General features: G+C 56.2%; 14 protein-coding genes. 4 read left to right on the top strand and 10 right to left on the bottom strand.

From position 1 onward, the window contains the following. Nucleotides 1-83: 83 nt before the first annotated feature. From VMW13_02875 to VMW13_02835, 9 genes are all read right to left on the bottom strand, one after another. On the bottom strand, nucleotides 84-518 hold the full coding sequence (locus VMW13_02875) for a hypothetical protein (GenBank protein HUV43754.1): 435 nt from the start codon (nucleotides 516-518) through the stop codon (nucleotides 84-86). A gap of 1128 nt (nucleotides 519-1646) precedes the next feature. After that, nucleotides 1647-2342 carry a response regulator transcription factor gene (locus VMW13_02870; GenBank protein ID HUV43753.1) on the bottom strand — a complete coding sequence of 232 codons (696 nt, stop codon included), beginning with the start codon at nucleotides 2340-2342 and terminating at the stop codon, nucleotides 1647-1649. Next, nucleotides 2308-4698 (bottom strand): ATP-binding protein, encoded by a 2391-nt coding sequence (locus VMW13_02865; GenBank protein HUV43752.1) that lies wholly within the window; start codon nucleotides 4696-4698, stop codon nucleotides 2308-2310. The genes VMW13_02870 and VMW13_02865 overlap by 35 nt, the downstream gene beginning before the upstream one ends. A 449-nt stretch (nucleotides 4699-5147) precedes the next feature. After that, complete coding sequence (locus tag VMW13_02860) at nucleotides 5148-5831, bottom strand: response regulator transcription factor (GenBank protein HUV43751.1); 684 nt, start codon at nucleotides 5829-5831, stop codon at nucleotides 5148-5150. Between the two features lie 266 nt (nucleotides 5832-6097). After that, nucleotides 6098-6739 carry a response regulator transcription factor gene (locus VMW13_02855; GenBank protein HUV43750.1) on the bottom strand — a complete coding sequence of 214 codons (642 nt, stop codon included), beginning with the start codon at nucleotides 6737-6739 and terminating at the stop codon, nucleotides 6098-6100. 11 nt (nucleotides 6740-6750) lie between these two features. Further along, nucleotides 6751-7887, bottom strand: coding sequence for an ATP-binding protein (locus VMW13_02850; protein HUV43749.1), 1137 nt, complete (start codon nucleotides 7885-7887; stop codon nucleotides 6751-6753). Nucleotides 7888-7967: 80 nt separating this feature from the next. Further along, nucleotides 7968-8351, bottom strand: coding sequence for a response regulator (locus VMW13_02845; protein ID HUV43748.1), 384 nt, complete (start codon nucleotides 8349-8351; stop codon nucleotides 7968-7970). A gap of 32 nt (nucleotides 8352-8383) precedes the next feature. Beyond that, on the bottom strand, nucleotides 8384-11077 hold the full coding sequence (locus VMW13_02840; protein ID HUV43747.1) for a PAS domain S-box protein: 2694 nt from the start codon (nucleotides 11075-11077) through the stop codon (nucleotides 8384-8386). Nucleotides 11078-11332: 255 nt separating this feature from the next. Continuing rightward, nucleotides 11333-11626: a hypothetical protein gene (locus tag VMW13_02835; protein HUV43746.1), complete on the bottom strand. Its 294-nt coding sequence runs from the start codon at nucleotides 11624-11626 to the stop codon at nucleotides 11333-11335. 993 nt (nucleotides 11627-12619) lie between these two features. Between VMW13_02835 and VMW13_02830 the strand changes: the two genes are divergently transcribed. From VMW13_02830 to VMW13_02815, 4 genes are all read left to right on the top strand, one after another. Then, the gene (locus VMW13_02830) at nucleotides 12620-12802 is read left to right on the top strand and encodes a hypothetical protein (GenBank protein HUV43745.1); all 183 of its coding nucleotides are present in this window, start codon (nucleotides 12620-12622) and stop codon (nucleotides 12800-12802) included. A 251-nt stretch (nucleotides 12803-13053) separates the two neighbouring features. Beyond that, entirely contained in the window at nucleotides 13054-14049 is a 996-nt protein-coding gene (locus tag VMW13_02825; protein ID HUV43744.1) for a MoxR family ATPase, read from the top strand. A gap of 55 nt (nucleotides 14050-14104) precedes the next feature. Beyond that, on the top strand, nucleotides 14105-15331 hold the full coding sequence (locus VMW13_02820; GenBank protein HUV43743.1) for a DUF58 domain-containing protein: 1227 nt from the start codon (nucleotides 14105-14107) through the stop codon (nucleotides 15329-15331). Between the two features lie 17 nt (nucleotides 15332-15348). Further along, a complete protein-coding gene (locus tag VMW13_02815) occupies nucleotides 15349-17691 on the top strand; it encodes a transglutaminase domain-containing protein (protein HUV43742.1) in 2343 nt (780 codons plus the stop codon). A gap of 25 nt (nucleotides 17692-17716) precedes the next feature. On the opposite strand, the gene VMW13_02810 is transcribed toward VMW13_02815, so the two are convergent. Next, nucleotides 17717-18340 (bottom strand): class I SAM-dependent methyltransferase, encoded by a 624-nt coding sequence (locus VMW13_02810; protein ID HUV43741.1) that lies wholly within the window; start codon nucleotides 18338-18340, stop codon nucleotides 17717-17719. Nucleotides 18341-18394 lie beyond the last annotated feature (54 nt).

Raw genomic sequence — 18394 nt, 5'->3', positions numbered from 1 at the left:
ACGAGGAGATGCGTGATTATGCCATCGGAAATCTCGAACCCGCACAGAAGAGTGATGAGGTACTTCATTCGGCCTCTGTCCGTCTACTCTACCTCTATAAAGCCGGCCTTCTCCAGGAAGTCCTGGTAGAATGCGGCGATATCTTCATCCTGGATTTGAGCGCGTACTTCCAGCAGCGGCAGGGTGATTGCCATGCGGATTATCTTCTCAATGTCGGGCACTACCCCCGGGTCGTCCGAGCCGTCATCCGGAGCCAGCCATGAAGACCCTTCATCGAGCTCGTAGCTGTCTATCAGCTTGCCGTAGAATATTGCCAGGTCTTCGTCCTGAAATTGGCTGGCCGCTTCCGTCAGCACCGAGGAGATACTCTGGTAGCTGTCCGTTATGTTGTCACTGAGGGTTTCCGGCTGGCTGGCATTCCCCGATGTGGCCGCCATCGGAAAGGGGGCTGGCAGGCATATGAAGAGCACCGTTGCCAGTATTACACCGACTAGTAATCCGCCTATCGACTTGCCCAATACAGTACACACCCTCCCTGGCAGCTTGCCAGAGGACCATTATTACGCTGTTCTGCTTACCCCTGGGTCACAATCATGACCTTCTGGGGTCAGATTGGTGGCCCGAGTATCAGAATGATAGTCCTTTTGACCCACAAAGAACACCCCCTTGCAGGTCATAATTGGGTCAAAAAGGGGTCACAATTGGGTCATCACATATCAGTACAGGTAGAGGCAGGGTCTCTGCTGAAGGTAATGACTGGAGAGTGAGATAAGTCCGGCTGGGCTGGCCCGAGGGTCATGATGGAGCGAACAGCGGCTTGAGCACAGGGCCTGGGGTAACGGGCAACTCCAGGAGTGTGCTGAAAAACTCTTTCGACCGAACCCCGTGCGTCCCGGATGGAGCGCCTCTCAGAAGAGGCGGGGCCCCTCAGAAGGGGCGGTGCCTTCCCCTTCCTGGACAGGAAGAGCTTTCCTACCGAGGAAGGGGGAAAAGATTATATCCGGGGGACACCGGCAGAATCCGGTTTCGGATTCTGCTAACGTCATTCTGTAAGGATGACGCCCAGACACCCCTGCCAAAAGGGGGCGCCTCTCAGAAGAGGCGGGGCCCCTCAGAAGGGGCAGGCCCATCAGAATGGGCACCCCCCTCTGGACTCCCCTTTTTCAGCACCCTGCTGGTGTAGTGTCTCGTAAATGGCTTTACAATCCACGTTGTCATTCTGGAGGAGTCCGTCCTCTCAATAACCCGAAGGACGACGAAGAATCCGGGGTGGGGAAGGAGAACCCATTACCCACCACCACGAGATCCATTCGCTTCGATCAGGATGACAACTGGCGCGGCGTCTCGCATACGGCGATACGGCTTTGCCGGTCTGGCAATGGCAGCCTGCGTTGTCAAGTCAATTGTGAGACGGATGACTAGAAGATATACCGGAGATAGAGACGAGTTTCCTTACGTTTGGGGAGGGCTGAATAACATATTCACCAGAGGTTGGGTCGTTAGGGCTGTAGAGGTACTGCTAAGATGTCTTAGAGGGGTCCTGGGGGGAAGCTCAGGTAATGTAGATATAATAAAAAAGGGTATCCGGGGGAGGAGAGTCCGGATACCCTTCTATAGTGGTCGGGGGATGCGGGTTGCTGAGGACTTCAGGATGCGGTCTGGAACTTGTAGCCCACGCCGGGCACGGTGATAATATACTGTGGATGTGTCGGGTCTGTTTCAATTTCCTTCCGTAGACGCCCTACGAAGACGTGCAGGTACTCCCTTTCGCTGACGTACTCCGGCCCCCACACCTTGCCAAGTAACGTAGAGTGGGAGAAGACCCTGTCTGCGCCAAGCACAAGTTCCTGCAGCAGGTTGTATTCCGTTGGCGTGAGTTTGACTTCCTTATCGTCGATGGTTACTCGTCTTTCCACGAAATTGACGAATAGGGCGCCGGTACTGAAGCTGGAGGCGGTCGGCTCTATGCCTGATTCACCGGTGCGACGCAGTACCGCCGTGACTCTTGCTGTCAGTTCGTTCACGCCGAAGGGTTTGGTGACGTAGTCATCGGCCCCGATATTCAGGCACCTGACCTTCTCTTCGACATTACGGCGGGCGCTGAGCATGATAATCGGCACCTGTGACCACTCCCGAACCTGTCGACAGACCTCAAAGCCGTCCATCTTGGGCATGGTTATGTCCAGAAGAATCAGGTCAGGTTGTTCCCGTCCGATGACTTCGAGCGCCTCGACACCATCCATGGCGACCAATGTCTCCCAGTTCCGTGCCTTCAGATTGGCACGGACTGATTTCACGACACCGATATCATCGTCCACTATGAGAATACGTGATTTGTGCATCTTCAATCTCCCCTCCCAGTACTTGTTTTACCAAGCTCATTAGTTCATCAACGCCGAATGGCTTGACTATACAAGGTATTCCTGATTCCTCCAGGAAGGCCTTGTTCTTGGCACTGATAACGTCCCCGGTTACGCAGATTACCCTTTGCTGTAATACCGGGACTACCTCCTTCATCCGCTGGTAGAGCTCGATACCACTCATGCCCGGCATCCTGATGTCCAGCAGGATAAGGTCATATTGCGTTTTTGACATCTTGCGCAGGGCCGCTTTAGCATTGCCTGCGGTGTCTACTTTGTGCCCCTCGTGGGTTAGCAGCCTGTCCAGGGCACGGCAGATGTGTGGCTCATCATCCACCACCAGTATCCTTGCCGAGGTCACCCTGGACGACTCCTGGACAGAGAACTCTTCCTGCTCCGGCTGCTGGACTGCGGCCACTATCGGCAGGTCGATCACGAAAGTAGCCCCTTTGTCGGGAACACTCCTGACGTATATCCTGCCGTCATGCTCCTTGACAATTCCGTAGGAGATACTCAGTCCCAATCCTGTCCCACCGTCATCTATCCTCGTCGTGAAGAAGGGGTCAAACAGCTTATCGATGATGCCTTCGGGAATCCCGGGACCATCATCGGCCAGGGAAACATGTATCTTGCCGTCGATTCTCTCGGTCCTCACGGAAAACTCTCCCCCGTCGTGTGCCCTTCCCATTGCCTGCTCTGCGTTCACGATGATATTCAGGAACACCTGCTGGAGCTTACCGATATTGGCCATGGTCTTAGGCAGATCTTCATCGAGGTCGTACGATACGTTGATGTTGTTGATACGCATTTCATAGGAGCGCATTGCCAGGGTATTGGTCAGGATGTCGTTGATGTCTGCGTACTCTTTATCAGGACGGTTACGGCGTGCGAAGGTGAGGAGCTTATCCACAATCCCGACCACCCGGTTTGCCCCGTCGTGAATCACCTCCACCGCTTCCCTCATGTTTTTGGGAACATCCATCTGCATCAGCATCTGGGCGAAGGCAATCACGCCGGTCAGCGGGTTGTTTATCTCGTGAGTAATCCCGGCGGCAACCTCGCCGATAGAAGCCAGGCGGCTGGTCAGGCTGAGCTCCCTCTGCAGTATTTTCTCCTTGGCTTCGGCGTTTATTCGTTCCGTGATATCACTCATGGAATAGATGACCTTGGTGATTTCGCCGTTTTCATCAAGCATCGGGGCACTCTTCATGTGGTAATGCCGTTTATACATCTCGTCGTACCGCTCTACGGATTCTACGGTTTTGTTCTCCAGCGTCTGCCGGATGGGGCAGAATCCGCAGGGCTTATCCATATGGCGCATAACGCGGTAGCATTTCCGCCCCGTGACGGCTCGCTGGTGGGTTCTCTTGAGGAGTGCCAGTCCGCTGCTATTCACCTTCTCGATGTTGTAGTCCCTGTCAATGATGAGCATTACCTCTTCCAGTGAGTTGAAGGAGTTACGCCAGTCCTCCTCTGCCTCCCTGAGGGCCTGTACCGCCTTCGTGCGTTCCTCAATCTCGACCGATAGTGACTCGCTGGTCTGTATGTACTCCTTGAGAACGTAGGCGAGAACAGCCATATAGACCACCAGTCGCATTGCTTGCCAGAACCACCAGATGACGCCCCATAGCGTGGCGAAGTAGAAAACCTCGCATGCCTGGAACAGGAAGATAAGTATTGCGGTCAGCAGGAACAGCTCATTAGCACCGGTCTTGCGGTACTGGCGAAACAGGCAGATACCGGCAATGAAGAATAGTGCCACCGGCACGGCGTTCAAGGTCCAGGCAACGGCGGTAAGTTGGCCATTCTGTGCCACTGCGGGCAGACCGTCCGAAAGAACCATCGGGAGAACGCTGCAGATGAATGCGACCGCGGCTACCCCACCGAACAACCCGCCGACTCCCCTGGCTGTGACCTTGACCGACGGTACACGGAGACTCGTTGTCTCGGCAAGGGCGTAGAGAACGAAGAAGGCCCCACCGATGATGCCGGCGGTTGAATGCAGCCAGACGAACTCCGTGGACCCGGGTGTTGAGACGGCATGGAAGCCATCGATTATGCCCATAGCCAGGAGACCGGCGCTGAGATAGAGGATTCGAGGTTGTGTCCGGTATCGTACGAAGAGGAAGACCGCCAGGAGCAGGGCGGCAAATGAGCCGAGTATCCCCACAGCACTATAAGGTATCGGGGCGGCCCACACTGCATCCGACCACAGGTAGAGGACTACCGCCATCACTCCTGCCGGTACGGTCAGCAGGAGCAGCAGGAACAGGGAGTTCCGGTCTATCCGCCGGTAATCTCTCTCCGTCTTCTGAAGCTCGGTCATTCCGCTACTCAAAGTCGCTACTCTCCGATACACCACTACAAGGTGCATCCCCTGAGAGCAGGGAGCCGTCCCGGGTGACAGCCAGACGCATTATTTCCCGCAGTCGGGCATAAAAACACCACCCACGATTTCGTGGCCCGGGGTCAGTACCTGGACTGCCGGTGGTCCTGCTCGCCACCATAATATAAGACGTCCTGCATCTCATAGTAATAATTGTCTCATGCATACGAGCGGGGCGTAAGGTCTTAGCAGACAGGAATAGGGAACCAAACAAGCAGGTTTCGTGGCCTTGTGTGGGGCAATGCGGTAGCACCGGGGGGCAAACGGGCTGACCTCATCAGGTCAGGAAGGGGTAACAAGGTGGATGGCAGTGGGGGCCCATGTGGGACATGGGGCCCATGTGGGACATGGGGCATGGGGCACATGGGGCATGGAGCCCATGGAACATGGGGGGGTATGGGCTAGATGAGTCTTCTCTTGATTGCCTCGGATACTGCCTGGGCGCGGTCGCTTACCTTGAGTTTGGCAAGGATCTGGCGGATTTCCCGCTTCACGGTGGAGGTACTGATGAAAAGACGGCTACCGATTTCCTTGCCGTTCTCACCATCGGCAATCAGCTTCAGTATCTCGATCTGTCGTTTGGTTAGTATCGAAGACCGGCTGGTCCGGCTGAGCTCGGCGTATTCCATGACCAGCTCCCGGGTGAGAGAGGGGGCTATCGGGCAAAGGCCTTGATATACTTCTTCTATGGCGCGTGTTATCTGCTCGCAGTCACTGTCCTTGAGCAGGTAGCCGGATACACCGGCCTCCACGGCCTGCTTCACATAATCTTCGGCGTACAGTGTCAGTACCAGTATGCCTATATCCGGCATTCTCTGTTTTATCTCACGAGTGGCGGTGATCCCGTCCATCCCGGGCATCTTAAGGTCCATGACGATGACATCCGGTGACAGCGAGATAGCCTTGGCGATAGCCTCTTCGCCGCTTCTTGCCTCACCGACTACCTGTATGCTGCTTTCCAGTTCAAGCATCCGCCGCAGACCTTCACGTACCACGTGATGGTCATCGACGACAAGCACACGGATAACCCCGGTTTTCTCCGCCGTTATGGCTGCAATGGTATCGGAAAGTAGCCCAGTATTCATCCTGCCCTCTCTCTAACCAATCATCTTCAGTGAGACTATTCTCTCATCCGGTGAGAGCATTCTCTATGCTCTGATGCTATTTTCTCATGTTCTCCAACCATCCGTAAGGTCTAAATAGTCAGCAAAAGAGGACTAAAGAGGTAATCTTTCGTGGCTATAGGGAACATTTACATAGTACCTGTAGGGCATAGCCATGACCCAGGCGAACCGGGAATCCGGGGAAGGAAAGGCTGCGTGATGAAGACAGTACAGGGGATGACATGTGACTAGAGAAGGCTCCGCTTCATAGCCTCGGAGACAGCGTGGGCGCGGTCGTTCACACCCAGCTTGTCAAAGATGTGCCGTACCTCCCGCTTCACCGTGGATGTGCTCAGGAAGAGGTGTTCCCCGATAGACTTGCCGCTCTCCCCCTCGGCAATCAGCTTGAGTATATCCACCTGCCGTGGGGTAAGAACTGAGGAGCGACTGCTCCGGCTGAGCTTGGCAAACTCGGTCACCAGACCCCGGGTGAGAGATGGTGCAATCGGCGAAAGGCCTTCATATACCTGGTGGACTCCCCTGGTTATCTGCTCGGAATCACTGTCCTTGAGCAGGTACCCGGCTACGCCGGCTTCCATAGCCTGCTTCACGAAGTCCTCGGCATAGAGCGTCAGCACCAGCACGTTGACATCGGGTAATTTCCCCTTTATCTCGCGGGTGGCGGCAATGCCGTCCATCCCGGGCATCTTGAGATCCATAACAATGACGTCCGGTGACAGCGCCACAGCTTTGGCCACGGCTTCTTCGCCACTCCTGGCCTCGCCGATAACGTCTATTGCATCGTCCATTTCCAGTATCCGCCGCAGTCCCTCACGGACCACATGATGGTCATCGACCAGCAGTACTTTAATAGTTCGTGATTCACTCATCGCTACATCCCTCAATCTCGTACTGTTGATGTTGCCTTCACAGTCTCCCGAATGGAAACGGGGAAGGAAAAACGCATAGCGGTTCCCTTTCCGTGACCGCTGTCTATTGTCAGGTAGCCGCCGAGCAGTCCGGCGCGTTCCTTCATACCGATAAGGCCCATGTGCATCGCCGACATCTCATTGTTCAGCACCTCTTCCGGGGCGAAGCCCTGCCCGTTATCGCTGACAGCCACCGAGTACATACCGTCGTGGTATTGCATGTGCACGGTTACCTCACTCGCCCCGGAGTGCCGCCTGACATTGTTCAGCATCTCCTGTATTATCCGGTAGGTTGTAGTCTCCTCAGGGATAGAAAGCCTGGGCAGGTCTACGTCTACCTCAGTGTGACATATGATACCATCTTCGGCAAGTGTTGTCGCTACCTGGCGAATGGCAGCGACAAGTCCCAGTTCCTCCAGCGGGAGCGGGCGCAGGTTAGCAATGGTGCGACGCAGTTCTTTGATACTTCTCTGCACCGCCTGTCCGGTCTCGGCCAGTTCTCGCTGCAGGTCGTCCAGTCTCAGTTCAGAAACGAGGATGCTGCATGCCTTGATACCATATGAGGCCCCGACCATCCACTGGGCAACACCATCGTGGATTTCAATGGCTACCCGACGGCGCTCATTCTCCTGAGCTGTGGATATTTCCTGGAGTAGTCTCTGCATTTGAATGTACTGCTTTTTACCGCTGCCGGACATCCTGCTGTTCTCCAGGGAGGTAAGGAGTTCGCCCCGGATGCTCTCCTTGACCTGCCTTGCGTTATCGATAACCCGAGCAACCCTTTCCTTCAACCTGCGTGGTGTGACCGGTGGAATCAGGAAGGAGCATATTCCTGTCCCGGCATTCTCGGTGATACGGCCAATGGTATTTTCTGGAACTATCATCAGAATACTCATCTCCGGTGGGAACTGGCCTGGAAGTGCGTCCAGCAATACCGGCTGCTCTCTACCAATGATGAGAAGTTCCAAAGGCTCCTCTCTGGCTACCCGGACCGCCTTTTCAATGGTAGCAACGCCGGTAACGGAGTAGCCGTCCCGCGTGAGAACGTCGACCCTGGAGAGCCTGAGGCGCTTGTCAGCCTCAACAATCAGAATCCTTTCGCTTCTCATAGTCACCTTATTCGGTCTTCGGGTAGTAGTCCGGACTACGTTGGGAACTATGTCCATTGTCTATCTTTCGGTGCCCTTCGTTAGAGAGCACCCTCCAGCGCATTCCTTACCTTGGATAGTATCATTTTTGTTGTGCAAGGCTTGGCGATAAGGGCATCCGCCTCGTGGCGAAGCTGCCGCAGTTTCGGGAGGTCGGCGCTGTCCGTCCGGGCGGTGAAGTAGATAATTAAGGTTGCTACTGCGGACTCGCGCACCCTCCGGCATACTTCCCTGCCGTCCATTCCGGGCATCATCACATCCAGCAACAGCACGTCAGGCGCTTTCTGCCGGCAGAGCTCCAGGGCTGTCTCACCGTCCAGAGCTGTTCTGACACAGTATCCCTCCCTCGTCAGTATGCGGTGCAGGGCATCGCACAGATGTGGTTCATCGTCGACTATCAGTACTTCGGCATTGCCTGTTACCATAGTTGCCTCCCGAGTTCGTCTCGTATCTTCGCTCAATCTGCCTCCCGGCCTGCCTGAACCAGGGTATACTGTTTTCCGCCTGGTGCCAGTGGCAGTTCCACGATGAAAGTTGCGCCGCCGGTCTCGTTATTCTCGGCGCGTATCAGTCCATTGTGGTTGGTCACGATACCATAACAGGTACTCAGACCAAGTCCGGTACCCTCGCCAACATCCCTGGTGGTGAAGAACGGGTAGAATATCTGCTTGAGGTTTTCCGGTGGTATACCGGTACCATTATCCGAGACGGATATTCTGACCCACTCGGTATCCCTGATCGTGGTGACTTTTATGTATCCACTTCCGGACTCCTTGACTGCTTCCTCAGCATTAAGCATGAGGTTCATGAAGAGTTGCTTTAGGTGTGAAGAGTCACCCCTTACCCACAGCGGACCTTCCGCAAAGTCGGTGGAGACAGCAATGTTATGCACCCGCTCCGTGTACCGGCGCATATCCAGCAGCTTGTTCAGAATCCGGTGCAGGTCCAGGCGCCGGACCTGGTACTTTACCTTGCGGCTGTAGGTGAGGAGGTCGGTCATTATCCGGGCAGCTCGCTTGGCCTCATCATGTATTACCTCCAGGTCCGTCCTGGTCTGTGGGGGTACGTCACCTGTCATCAGGAGCTCGGAATAGAGCAGGACACTGCCGAGGGGGTTATTCACCTCGTGGGCGATTCCGGCAGTCATCTCGCCCAGGGAGGCCAGAAGCTGTGAGTGCTGCAACTGCTCCTGGGTTTTTCTCAGCTCGGAGGTATCCTTCAGGCTCTCGATAATGCCTGTCAGTTCGCCGTCTGGTCCGTGCAGTGGTGTTGCTGCCAGGATGCAGGTAAGCGTGGTGCCGTCACTGCGCTCGTTTTCCACCTCACCATTAATGTAGTCCTCGCCGTCCATGATGCGTGTCAGCGGGCACCGGGGTGTGTGGCACAGTTGATTGCCCATGCTTTCGTAGCACTTCCTGCCTATGACTCCCTGCTTACCTGCACCGCTAATGGAAGCGTAGGCGTCATTGACGCGTATCACGTTAAATTCCCTGTCTATCACGCACATGCCGTCGGCGGTGGCGTTGAATATCCTTTCCAGTTCAGCGTAAGCGAGTTTGACCGTCTCTGCCATCTGACGAGCTTCCGTGATGTCCCTGACCATGCTCTGCAGGTACTGCCTTCCGCCTATCTCCACGCTTCGAGATGCGAACTCAACGGGTACCGTTTGGCCATCCGGCTTTTGGAAATCGAGTTCTGCCGAGCCACCCGTCCCTTCCTTACTTATGTCCTGGAACTTCTGCCTGGCCGCCTCAATCCTGTCCTCAGGGCGCACGTCCCAGATCTTCATCAGCCTCAACTGTTCGAGAGCCCTTCCGGTCTGCACCTCAAACGCACGGTTGCACTCAACGATGCTGCCGCTAGTCCTATCAACCAGCACAATGCCATCACGTGAGTTGTCAAAGATAGCCCGGTATCTTTCCTCGCTCTCCTTGAGGGCTTCCCTGGCCAGATTGCGTTCGGTGATGTCGCGGGCGACGCTGAGGACGAGTTTCTTACCGGCGTACTCAATTATACGGGCGTGTACTTCAACAGGGAGTGTCCCGCCGTCTTTGCGGAGGCCGGTGTCTTCCAGGGTTACCTCGCCCGTCTCCAGCAAGGTCCGCATCGCGGATTCAGCAGCCGCCACGTTCTTCAGCACGGTCAGATCCCGAAGATTCATCTCCAGGAACTCATCCCTGCTATAGCCATAGGAACGGCAGGCCATTTCGTTTGCGTATGTCAGGTTTCCTTCAAGGTTGCACAGGAAGACCGAATCGGTGGCCGAATCCAGCAGCCGTGCTTCCAGCTTCAGTTCCTCTTCGACGCGCTTCCGCCGGTTGTTTTCCAGCATCTGCACGAAGATTATGGCTAGCAGCAATACAAAGGAGACAGCAAGGCTTGAAATGCCGAGGACCTGCCAGAATCGTGAGCTGGAAGTGAGTAATGCATCAGTGGGTAATACATTCAGCAGCATCGCTCTATTGAGTAGTTCTCCTTCTATATTCACCTGGTGTGTCCTCGTCCGGGCAAGCTGGTCCTGGTATCCTTCGGGAGTGAACACCGGGGCAGTACTATCCGAGACCCTAATAAGGACATCTCCCCCGGGGCGGAAGGGACTATCGTTGCCGAACACGCTTTCAGCGGTAAAGACAACCATGAAGAAACCGTCGTTCCTTACCGGTATCGTCAGGGAGTAGCCAGGTTCTCCCGGAGTAATCTCAAACGGCCCTGAAAGGTACGGTTCCTTTGAAGATGCCGCCATCCCCAGCGCTTCTTTTGGAGCCGCAGCCTCTATCACTGTTCCGACCAGGGTCCTGTTTGGCTCAAACGGTACGATATACTTGATTCGATGGTCCGGCCCGATGAAATTCACTACCTGTAAGAACGGATTGGCTTCAACCAGATGTCTGGTCAAAGAGAGGTACTCGGTCTGGCTATCGGGCAGGATTTCATGGTCCCCGTCCGGCAGGTCACTGGTGATGGAAAGGAGGCGGGCATTCAGGTTCTCCAGGAGGTATGAGGTCTCCTCTGCCGCTACTGTTTCAACGGTAGCGCGAATGTCCCTGGCGCGCTCTATGGAAGCATACAGGAAGAGGGCGCCAAACATGAAAGCTGCCGCCACAATCAGGATTACTCGTTTGTAGCGTTGGACCTTCTCAGCAAATTGCATGTTCTACCCGTCCCAGGGTTGGAGGGACACAGTACCTGGTTTCATCCCAACATGACTGGACGGTTTTCTGGCGGTCATACTGTTGTTTCCTCCCGCACTTTCTTCTGATGGTAACCGTCTATCTTTCGTCGGTATAATCCAAGTCCCACTGTCCCGGACGCCCCGGTACTATTACTCTATAAGGGGTTCCGGAATCACCGGTTGCCCTGTGACTGGTGGCCGGTTATGGCCACCAGCAGTCTCCGTGGTGCCGTGCTATTCCTTTTCCTTAACCCGACTGGTGAGCTTAGCAAATAGCATCACCAGGGAGGCGATGACCAGCACGAAGGAAGACAGCCAGATGGCAGCAAGATAGGGGGCCCCCGCAGGAGCACCGGCGGCTATCAGCGTTTGCGCCGTGGCAAAGAACGCCCAGCCTACAGCCAGTATAATCCAGAAGCTCCACCTTTCTCTCATCCTTCTCCATGTCAGGAAGTACCCGGCTATAGCCAGTAAGACGATGAACCAGCCGAAGCCGCAGTTTACCGAGTATGCAACAGGTATACCCATTATTCTTTTCCTCCCGTCTCTTTTCCAGCGGTGCCCGAGAATGATACCGAAGTTATAGAGTTCTACTCTCTATCCGGGCAGAAGCCCGGTTACCTCTATGTCTTGTTTCTTATCTCTACCCAAAGTCTGTTTCGTCTCTAAGATGCACTCTACCTCCACAGGTGGCGGGCAGAACAGCCTCACGCTGAGTCATCCCGCTCCTTACATACAATGTGGATATCCTTCCAGGTTGTCCGCCGCTGGAAGACAGTACCTGACTCGTAAACAGGCACGAATGGCCAGAGTGGCCATCGGTAATACCTCTCGGATAGCCTGTTGTCTGTCCTTCATGACTTCCCGTGTTCGTTCCTGTCATCATGGTGATTGCCCTGGCTATCAGCGTTTGTCTTTTCCGGAGCGTATTCGTGCCTGGCCGTCGTTCTGGTGCGACACGCCTGATTCCTGCGGCAATCACTCTCCTCGTATCGTTACGGTTCTATTCTGGTGCCTGTAAGGTACTACTGTAAGACACGATTGGTTCATTCTGATGACCCCGTTGGTCTGCTTTTCTCAAAGCTGGGTGCCCTGTTTCTATATCATCAGGCGGTGTAATAGGTAGGGGCCAGGCGCTGTCCACTCTGGTATTACAGCAGAGAAGCCGGTGTGAAGTGACCGTAATATGGGTCAGGGATGCAACCGCCGGTTGCATCGCGGCGACCCCCTTCACGTGAAAGAATTTTATCCATTTGGTTCAGGTTTATCGTCTTTTCAGACCTTACGGACCAGTTGGGCGTATGAGATAGTGTTGGTGCAAAATCATCACAGTATGATGCATGGCGAGGATGAAAGCGATGGGAATAACCAGTGTTCGTGCTGAGGACTGTAATAACAGACTCGCTGAAGAACCTGCTACTGGGGTGTCGGTACCGGAGGGTAAGGCGCCAGCGGTAGAGTCCGGGAGTGACCGTCCTCTGGAAGCGCGACGCACCCGAGTATCTCGAGGGAGGTGAGGAAATGGTAGTGTGGAAGCTCAAGGGCTGTCCCCGGTGTGGGGGCGATGTGTTTATTGACCGGGAGTTCGATATCTGGTACGCGCAGTGCCTCCAGTGCTCTCACCGGCGCGAGGTAGATGCTGTCGCTGAGCCCAGGAAGCAGCCGGTTACCGCCGGAGCAGAACGGCCTAACACCGGCCGGTAGCGCGCCTGGCTGGCACTTAGAGACCATATCGTGGGCTAGGCACTCGCCTGCTCACTGTACCGATGAAATACCCGCACTCCATGGTTCTGGAGTGCGGGTATTTTGTTTTACCAGGGCGGGCGTCTTCAGTTGTGCACCCGCCCGCGGTCATTCGGGGACCATTAGCGTGCAACGACGCCAGATGTGTCTCCCTGTAATCCGCTTTGTGCTACAATATAAGTGGGTGCCTGACGCAAGTGAGGCACGTTTCTATGCGAGGGATTATTCCGGATGTGAGGGAGGAGATGGTAGAAGCGACAGGTAAGGCACAGAGTACCGCCAGGGCGATACTGGACAACGTGCAGCAGGTTATCATCGGCAAAGAGGATGCAGTGGAGCTTGCCGTGATTGCCCTCATCAGTAATGGACACCTGCTCATTGAAGACGCACCGGGTGTTGGTAAGACAATGCTGGCCCGCAGCCTGGCGAGGTCTCTGGACTGTTCATTCAAACGCATTCAGTTCACCCCGGATATGCTTCCCGGGGATATCACCGGGATTACCGTGTACAGCCAGAAAACGGGGGATTTCGAGTTCCGTGCCGGGCCGATAATGGCGCAGATGGTGCTGGCCGACGAGATTAACCGGGCAACGCCCAAGGTGCAGTCGGCCCTGCTGGAATGCATGGACGAGGGGCAGATTACGGTCGATGGTGTCACCCACAATATGCCATCTCCCTTCCATGTCCTGGCGACACAGAACCCCATTGAGTACGAGGGCACGTTTCCTCTCCCGGAGACACAGCTGGACCGGTTCTTGTTGCGGATAAGCCTCGGGTACCCGTCACAGGATGACGAGATTGCCATTGTGGAGAAGCAGCAGTATGCTCATCCCATCGAGAAGATAGCCCCGGTGGCCACCGGTGCCGACCTTCTGGAGCTCCAGACTGCGGTGAAAGATATCTATGTGGACGACACGCTTAAGAAGTACATCACATCTCTGGTGGCGGCCACGCGTGACCACCCCACGATATACCTCGGGGCTTCACCGCGAGGGTCGCTTGCCCTGTTCCGCACTGCCCAGGCTCGTGCCCTGATACAGGGGCGGGACTATGTTCTGCCCGACGATGTCAAAGCCCTGGCAGAGTCTGTTCTGGCCCACCGGTTGATAATACGGCTGACCGATGTCTCCCAGGACAAGAGCGGCAGGGCCAGTATCGCTGAAATACTGGAGACCATTCCCGTACCCGGCACGGTGCTCAGACCGTAGTGTCGGGAATGCGCCGCGGGCTTCTACTTCAGGGTAATCTCTTCGCAGTGACGAGATGAAGGTACGAACGATTGTCTACATAGTCCCGGTAGTCCTCCTTGCACTGGCACTGGTGGGAGGCTCCACGTTGTTCCTGCGCCTCTTCTTCCTTTCCGTGCTGGTGCCGGTGGTGAGCTACATCTGGTCGGTACTGGGCATACATGGTATCAGCGCCGAGGCCGAGTCTCCGCCGGAGCACAGCCAGGTGGGGGAGAAGTTCCAGCAGCGGATTACGGTAACCAATGATAGCCGGATACCCAAGCTCTGGCTCAGGGTGGAGGAGAGCACCGACCTGCCCGGGCACCGTGAGCCCGCTATCCTCAACCTGCCACGGTGGAGTTCCCATGAATGGCAGTCCACGTTTACCTGCCATCGTCGGGGAAGGTACTACCTGGGTGCCGTCACGGTAACGGCAGCAGACCCCTTCGGCCTTTTCTCGCGGCAGCGCACCGTGGGAGAACCGCACAGTATCCTAATTTACCCGGCGACGTTTGACCTGCCCCTGTTCAAGGCGTCTTCCTTCAATGAATTCGGCTACGGCTCCGGTTACCAGGCCATCAGCCAGATAAGTCCGAACGCATCCAGCGTACGCGAATTCAGCAGTGGTGACAGCCTCAACCACATTCACTGGCCGGGTACAGCTCATACCGGTAAGCTCCTGGTCAAGGTGTTTGATGCCGACCGCTCTTATGACAGCTCGAAGACGGTGTGGATTATCCTGGATATGCAGGAGACTTCACACTTCGGCCACGGGGAGGAGACCACCGAGGAGTATGGTGTGACCATCGCGGCATCACTGGCCAGAAAGCACCTGCAGAGCGGGATGAGGGTCGGGCTGGCGGCTTCAGGCGAGCAGACCTACCTGATTCCGCCGGAGAGGGGCGATGACCATCTATGGCGTATGCTGGAAGCCCTTGCTTTGATGAGGGCCACCGGCGAGGTATCCGTGGGCCAGGTCATCTCCGACCACATGGAGTATCTCAGGGGTAACTCTACTGTTATTATTGTCACACCGGCGATTACGGGCAGTCTGGCGGACGCTGTCCGGCAACTGAAAAACCGCGTGGACTCCATTGTGGTGGTGCTGCTTGACCCCGCCAGCTTTGGCGGTGAGACCAGTATGGCCAATGCGGCGCGCAACCTCAGTTCAACCGGTGTCCAGGTCTATGTCGTCAGACAGGGAGACGAGCTTGCCCGGGCACTGGATAACCGGGCCTCGTTACTGCATGCGAGATTCATGTAGGGTCTGGGGGGAGAGGTATGGAGGAAAAGGCATCTGACGGGCGTGGCGGCAGGATACGGGGATACCTGTCTCGCACGGTAATCGGACGCAGACTGCCGGTGCTGCTGTGGTCGGTAATCCGTGCCGGAGTCGGCAGCCCGCAGGAATGGGGCAGCGCCCTGCTGGTTTTTCTTACCCTGGCAGTTGCTACGTGGTCGATTGAGCAGGCCCACTGGATAAGTCCCCAGCCCTCTCTGATAACAGCCCTTCTCCTTGCCGTGCTGGCCGGTCTTCTGCTGGCCAGGAGCCGGCTGTCTGCCAGGATTGCGTACCCCCTGATGGTTGTTCTCGGACTGGGGGTGACCGTTTGGCAGGCGGTTGGCCTGATGCCTTTTTCGGAGACAGAATCGGCCTTTCGCGCCTGGTGGGTGGCGATCAGCGGGGCAAGACCCAGCGAGGGGACGACCTACTTTGCCATGTTCCTCAGCCTGGTCATCTGGGTTATTGGATTTCTCTCCACCTGGTATATCCTGCGCCGGCAGAACGTGTGGGTGGCCGTCGGCCTCGGTACACTCGCTGTCATGATTAACCTCAGCAATTTACCACGGGAGGACTATGCCTTCCTGCCTGTCTACATGCTGGTGGCAATGCTGCTTATCGGGCAGGTGAACCTGGCCAGGCAGGGCGTATGGTTCGGCCAGCGGACCAACAGCTTCCCGTACCGGGGAGTGGTCTACCTGGTGGGGGCGGTAGTCTGCATCAGCATGCTGAGTGTGGCTACGGCCTGGTTCGTGCCCCAGCCCCCGATAGACCAGATAGGCCTGGGTTCGGTCGGCGGCTACCTGACTGAGGATGGTGCCCGGGGGCAGTGGTTTAATATCTTTGCCGGTGTGCGCGCCAAGTGGAGCCTGATTGATAGTAGCGAGCAGCAGACACTGTCCTTCAAGGACCCGCTGAGTACGAGCGGGCGGGTGCATTTCATTGTTACTGCCGACCGGCCGGCATACTGGCGTACCAGGCGGTATGATGTCTATCACCCGTGGGGATGGACGAGCAGCGAGATAGGTGACCGGGAAATCGCTGCCTACGAGGACGCAGTTGAGGCCAGGCCCATTAGTATCGGTGAGGAGTTGACCTATACGGTTGAGAATAAGCTGAAGACTGATGTCGTACTCACCGTGGGCGATTTCCACTCATCCGCCATGCCGGTGATTTTGCAGACGTTCACGGAAGAAGAGCCTGGTAGAAACCTGACTGTCGTATTCTCCGGACAGACAGGTGAGGATGAAGAAGGTCTGACCGAACCTGGCGACGTGATAGCCGTCGTTACGCCGCGGCTGATGAAGCCCTACCAGCAATACACGGTAGTGGCAAGCGTGACTTCGTACACACCGGACGAGTTGTCCCTGGTCGGAGAGGACTATCCGGAAGAGGTCACGGAACGCTACCTGCAACTTCCCGCCAGTCTTCCAGCGCGTATCAGGGAGCTTGCCAGAGATATTACCCGGGAGGCGGAATCGCAGTACGACAAAGTAGTGGCGGTCAGGACATATATCAACAGCCTGGAATATGATATAGAGGCGGATGTCCCCCCGGAAGACGCCGATGCTGTGGACCACTTCCTCTTTGAATCAAAGGAGGGGGTGTGCACCTCTTTTGCCTCGGCGATGGCGGTCATGCTGCGCTGCGTAGATGTCCCGACCCGGCTGAACACCGGGTACCTAGAAGGCGATTATGACGAGGAAGCGGAAAGCTACCTCCTGCGCGTCCTTCATTATCACGCCCGTACCGAGGTCTACTTCCCCGGTCTCGGGTGGGTGGAGTTCTCGGCCACACCCGTCGGGGGGAGTACGGATGCCATAGTCGGAGTCGGGGATGAAACAGATTTCATGGAGATGATAGACCCCACCCTGATGCTGGCGCAAGAGGAGATATTCGGCCCGACGGGGGAGGATTTCGTGAGGAGAAGTACCAACCGTATAACGCTGCCCGGGCCGCAGCTATACGTCTACTTCTTCATCATCGCTGTTCCGGTGGTGATATTCTTTGCCGTCAGGGGAGGCTATGCATTCTGGCTCCAGCGTCTCAAGCGTATTAACGACCCCACGGATGCCTACCGGAAGATGAGTCGGCTGGCTGCACTGGGCAAAATGGGTCCGGTAATGCAGGAAACACCCCTGGAGTACTGCGCCCGGCTGGCACTGGCCCTGCCGCTTCAGGCCGAAGCAATCGGCGCAATCGCCCAGGCTTACATCGAGACCCAGTTCAGTTCCCGGAAGGAGCTAAGTCGACTGCAAAAGGGCAGGTTACAGAAAACCTGGGTGGAACTGGTCCCCTCCCTGGTGAGGCGCATGCCCCGCCTCAGGACTCGACCTGGTTAGTCACAGCACCTGGCGTATTCGCCGGTCAGACCCGGTATACCCATACCTGCATGAGGACGTCCGGCTCGCCCCTGGGGAGTGTCTGGAGCGGCTCGGTCGCTTCCACCAGTTTCCACTTACCCGCTGATTCCAGCTCGGACTGCTTTTCCTTGAAACCGTCCTTCTGATAGACGTCCGGGCGGAGGGTGTAGGCTATGTACCCCCCGGGCCTGGTGATACGCACCAGTTCATCGAGGGAGCTAGCCGGAGCATGCGCTACGGTAAGCGTGCCAACGCAAATAACGGCGTCAAAGGAGTCCGTGGGAAAGTCCAGTGGCTCACCCATGACCATCCGGTGGAGCTCGGTGTAGACGCTCTTCTTGCGAGCCTCCTCCAGCATTCCCGGCGACATGTCCATGGCGACCAGGGTACTGTATCCCATACCGGCCAGTATCTCTCCCACCAGCCCGGTACCGGCGCCTGCATCCAGGACTCTGGCGTTCCGGGGAACGTATCGGGCGAAAACCTCGGCAGCCATTTGCGGGCTGCGGTAGTCGAAATCATCGGCAAGGTCTGCATCATAGTCCCTGGCCCACTGGTCGTAGCGCTCCACCAGCTCACGGTTATTCTTCGAGGAGTAGACCCACTGGACCTTGTTCCCTTCCGCCATTGTGTCTCCTTTCTCAGTGAACGATGCCGCAGAGGCGGCGGGGTTGTACAATAT

The organism is Dehalococcoidales bacterium, assembly GCA_035529395.1.
Lineage (GTDB): Bacteria > Chloroflexota > Dehalococcoidia > Dehalococcoidales > Fen-1064 > DUES01.
This window is presented reverse-complemented; position numbering and strand designations above follow the sequence as displayed.

Excerpts from the sequence above, each read along its gene's own strand:
- VMW13_02870 (HUV43753.1), bottom strand. The coding sequence starts at position 2,342 with ATGCACAAATCACGTATTCTCATAGTGGACGATGATATCGGTGTCGTG.
- VMW13_02860 (HUV43751.1), bottom strand. The coding sequence starts at position 5,831 with ATGAATACTGGGCTACTTTCCGATACCATTGCAGCCATAACGGCGGAG.
- VMW13_02855 (HUV43750.1), bottom strand. The coding sequence starts at position 6,739 with ATGAGTGAATCACGAACTATTAAAGTACTGCTGGTCGATGACCATCAT.
- VMW13_02850 (HUV43749.1), bottom strand. The coding sequence starts at position 7,887 with ATGAGAAGCGAAAGGATTCTGATTGTTGAGGCTGACAAGCGCCTCAGG.
- VMW13_02845 (HUV43748.1), bottom strand. The coding sequence starts at position 8,351 with ATGGTAACAGGCAATGCCGAAGTACTGATAGTCGACGATGAACCACAT.
- VMW13_02840 (HUV43747.1), bottom strand. The coding sequence starts at position 11,077 with ATGCAATTTGCTGAGAAGGTCCAACGCTACAAACGAGTAATCCTGATT.
- VMW13_02835 (HUV43746.1), bottom strand. The coding sequence starts at position 11,626 with ATGGGTATACCTGTTGCATACTCGGTAAACTGCGGCTTCGGCTGGTTC.
- VMW13_02830 (HUV43745.1), top strand. The coding sequence starts at position 12,620 with ATGGTAGTGTGGAAGCTCAAGGGCTGTCCCCGGTGTGGGGGCGATGTG.
- VMW13_02825 (HUV43744.1), top strand. The coding sequence starts at position 13,054 with ATGCGAGGGATTATTCCGGATGTGAGGGAGGAGATGGTAGAAGCGACA.
- VMW13_02820 (HUV43743.1), top strand. The coding sequence starts at position 14,105 with ATGAAGGTACGAACGATTGTCTACATAGTCCCGGTAGTCCTCCTTGCA.
- VMW13_02815 (HUV43742.1), top strand. The coding sequence starts at position 15,349 with ATGGAGGAAAAGGCATCTGACGGGCGTGGCGGCAGGATACGGGGATAC.
- VMW13_02810 (HUV43741.1), bottom strand. The coding sequence starts at position 18,340 with ATGGCGGAAGGGAACAAGGTCCAGTGGGTCTACTCCTCGAAGAATAAC.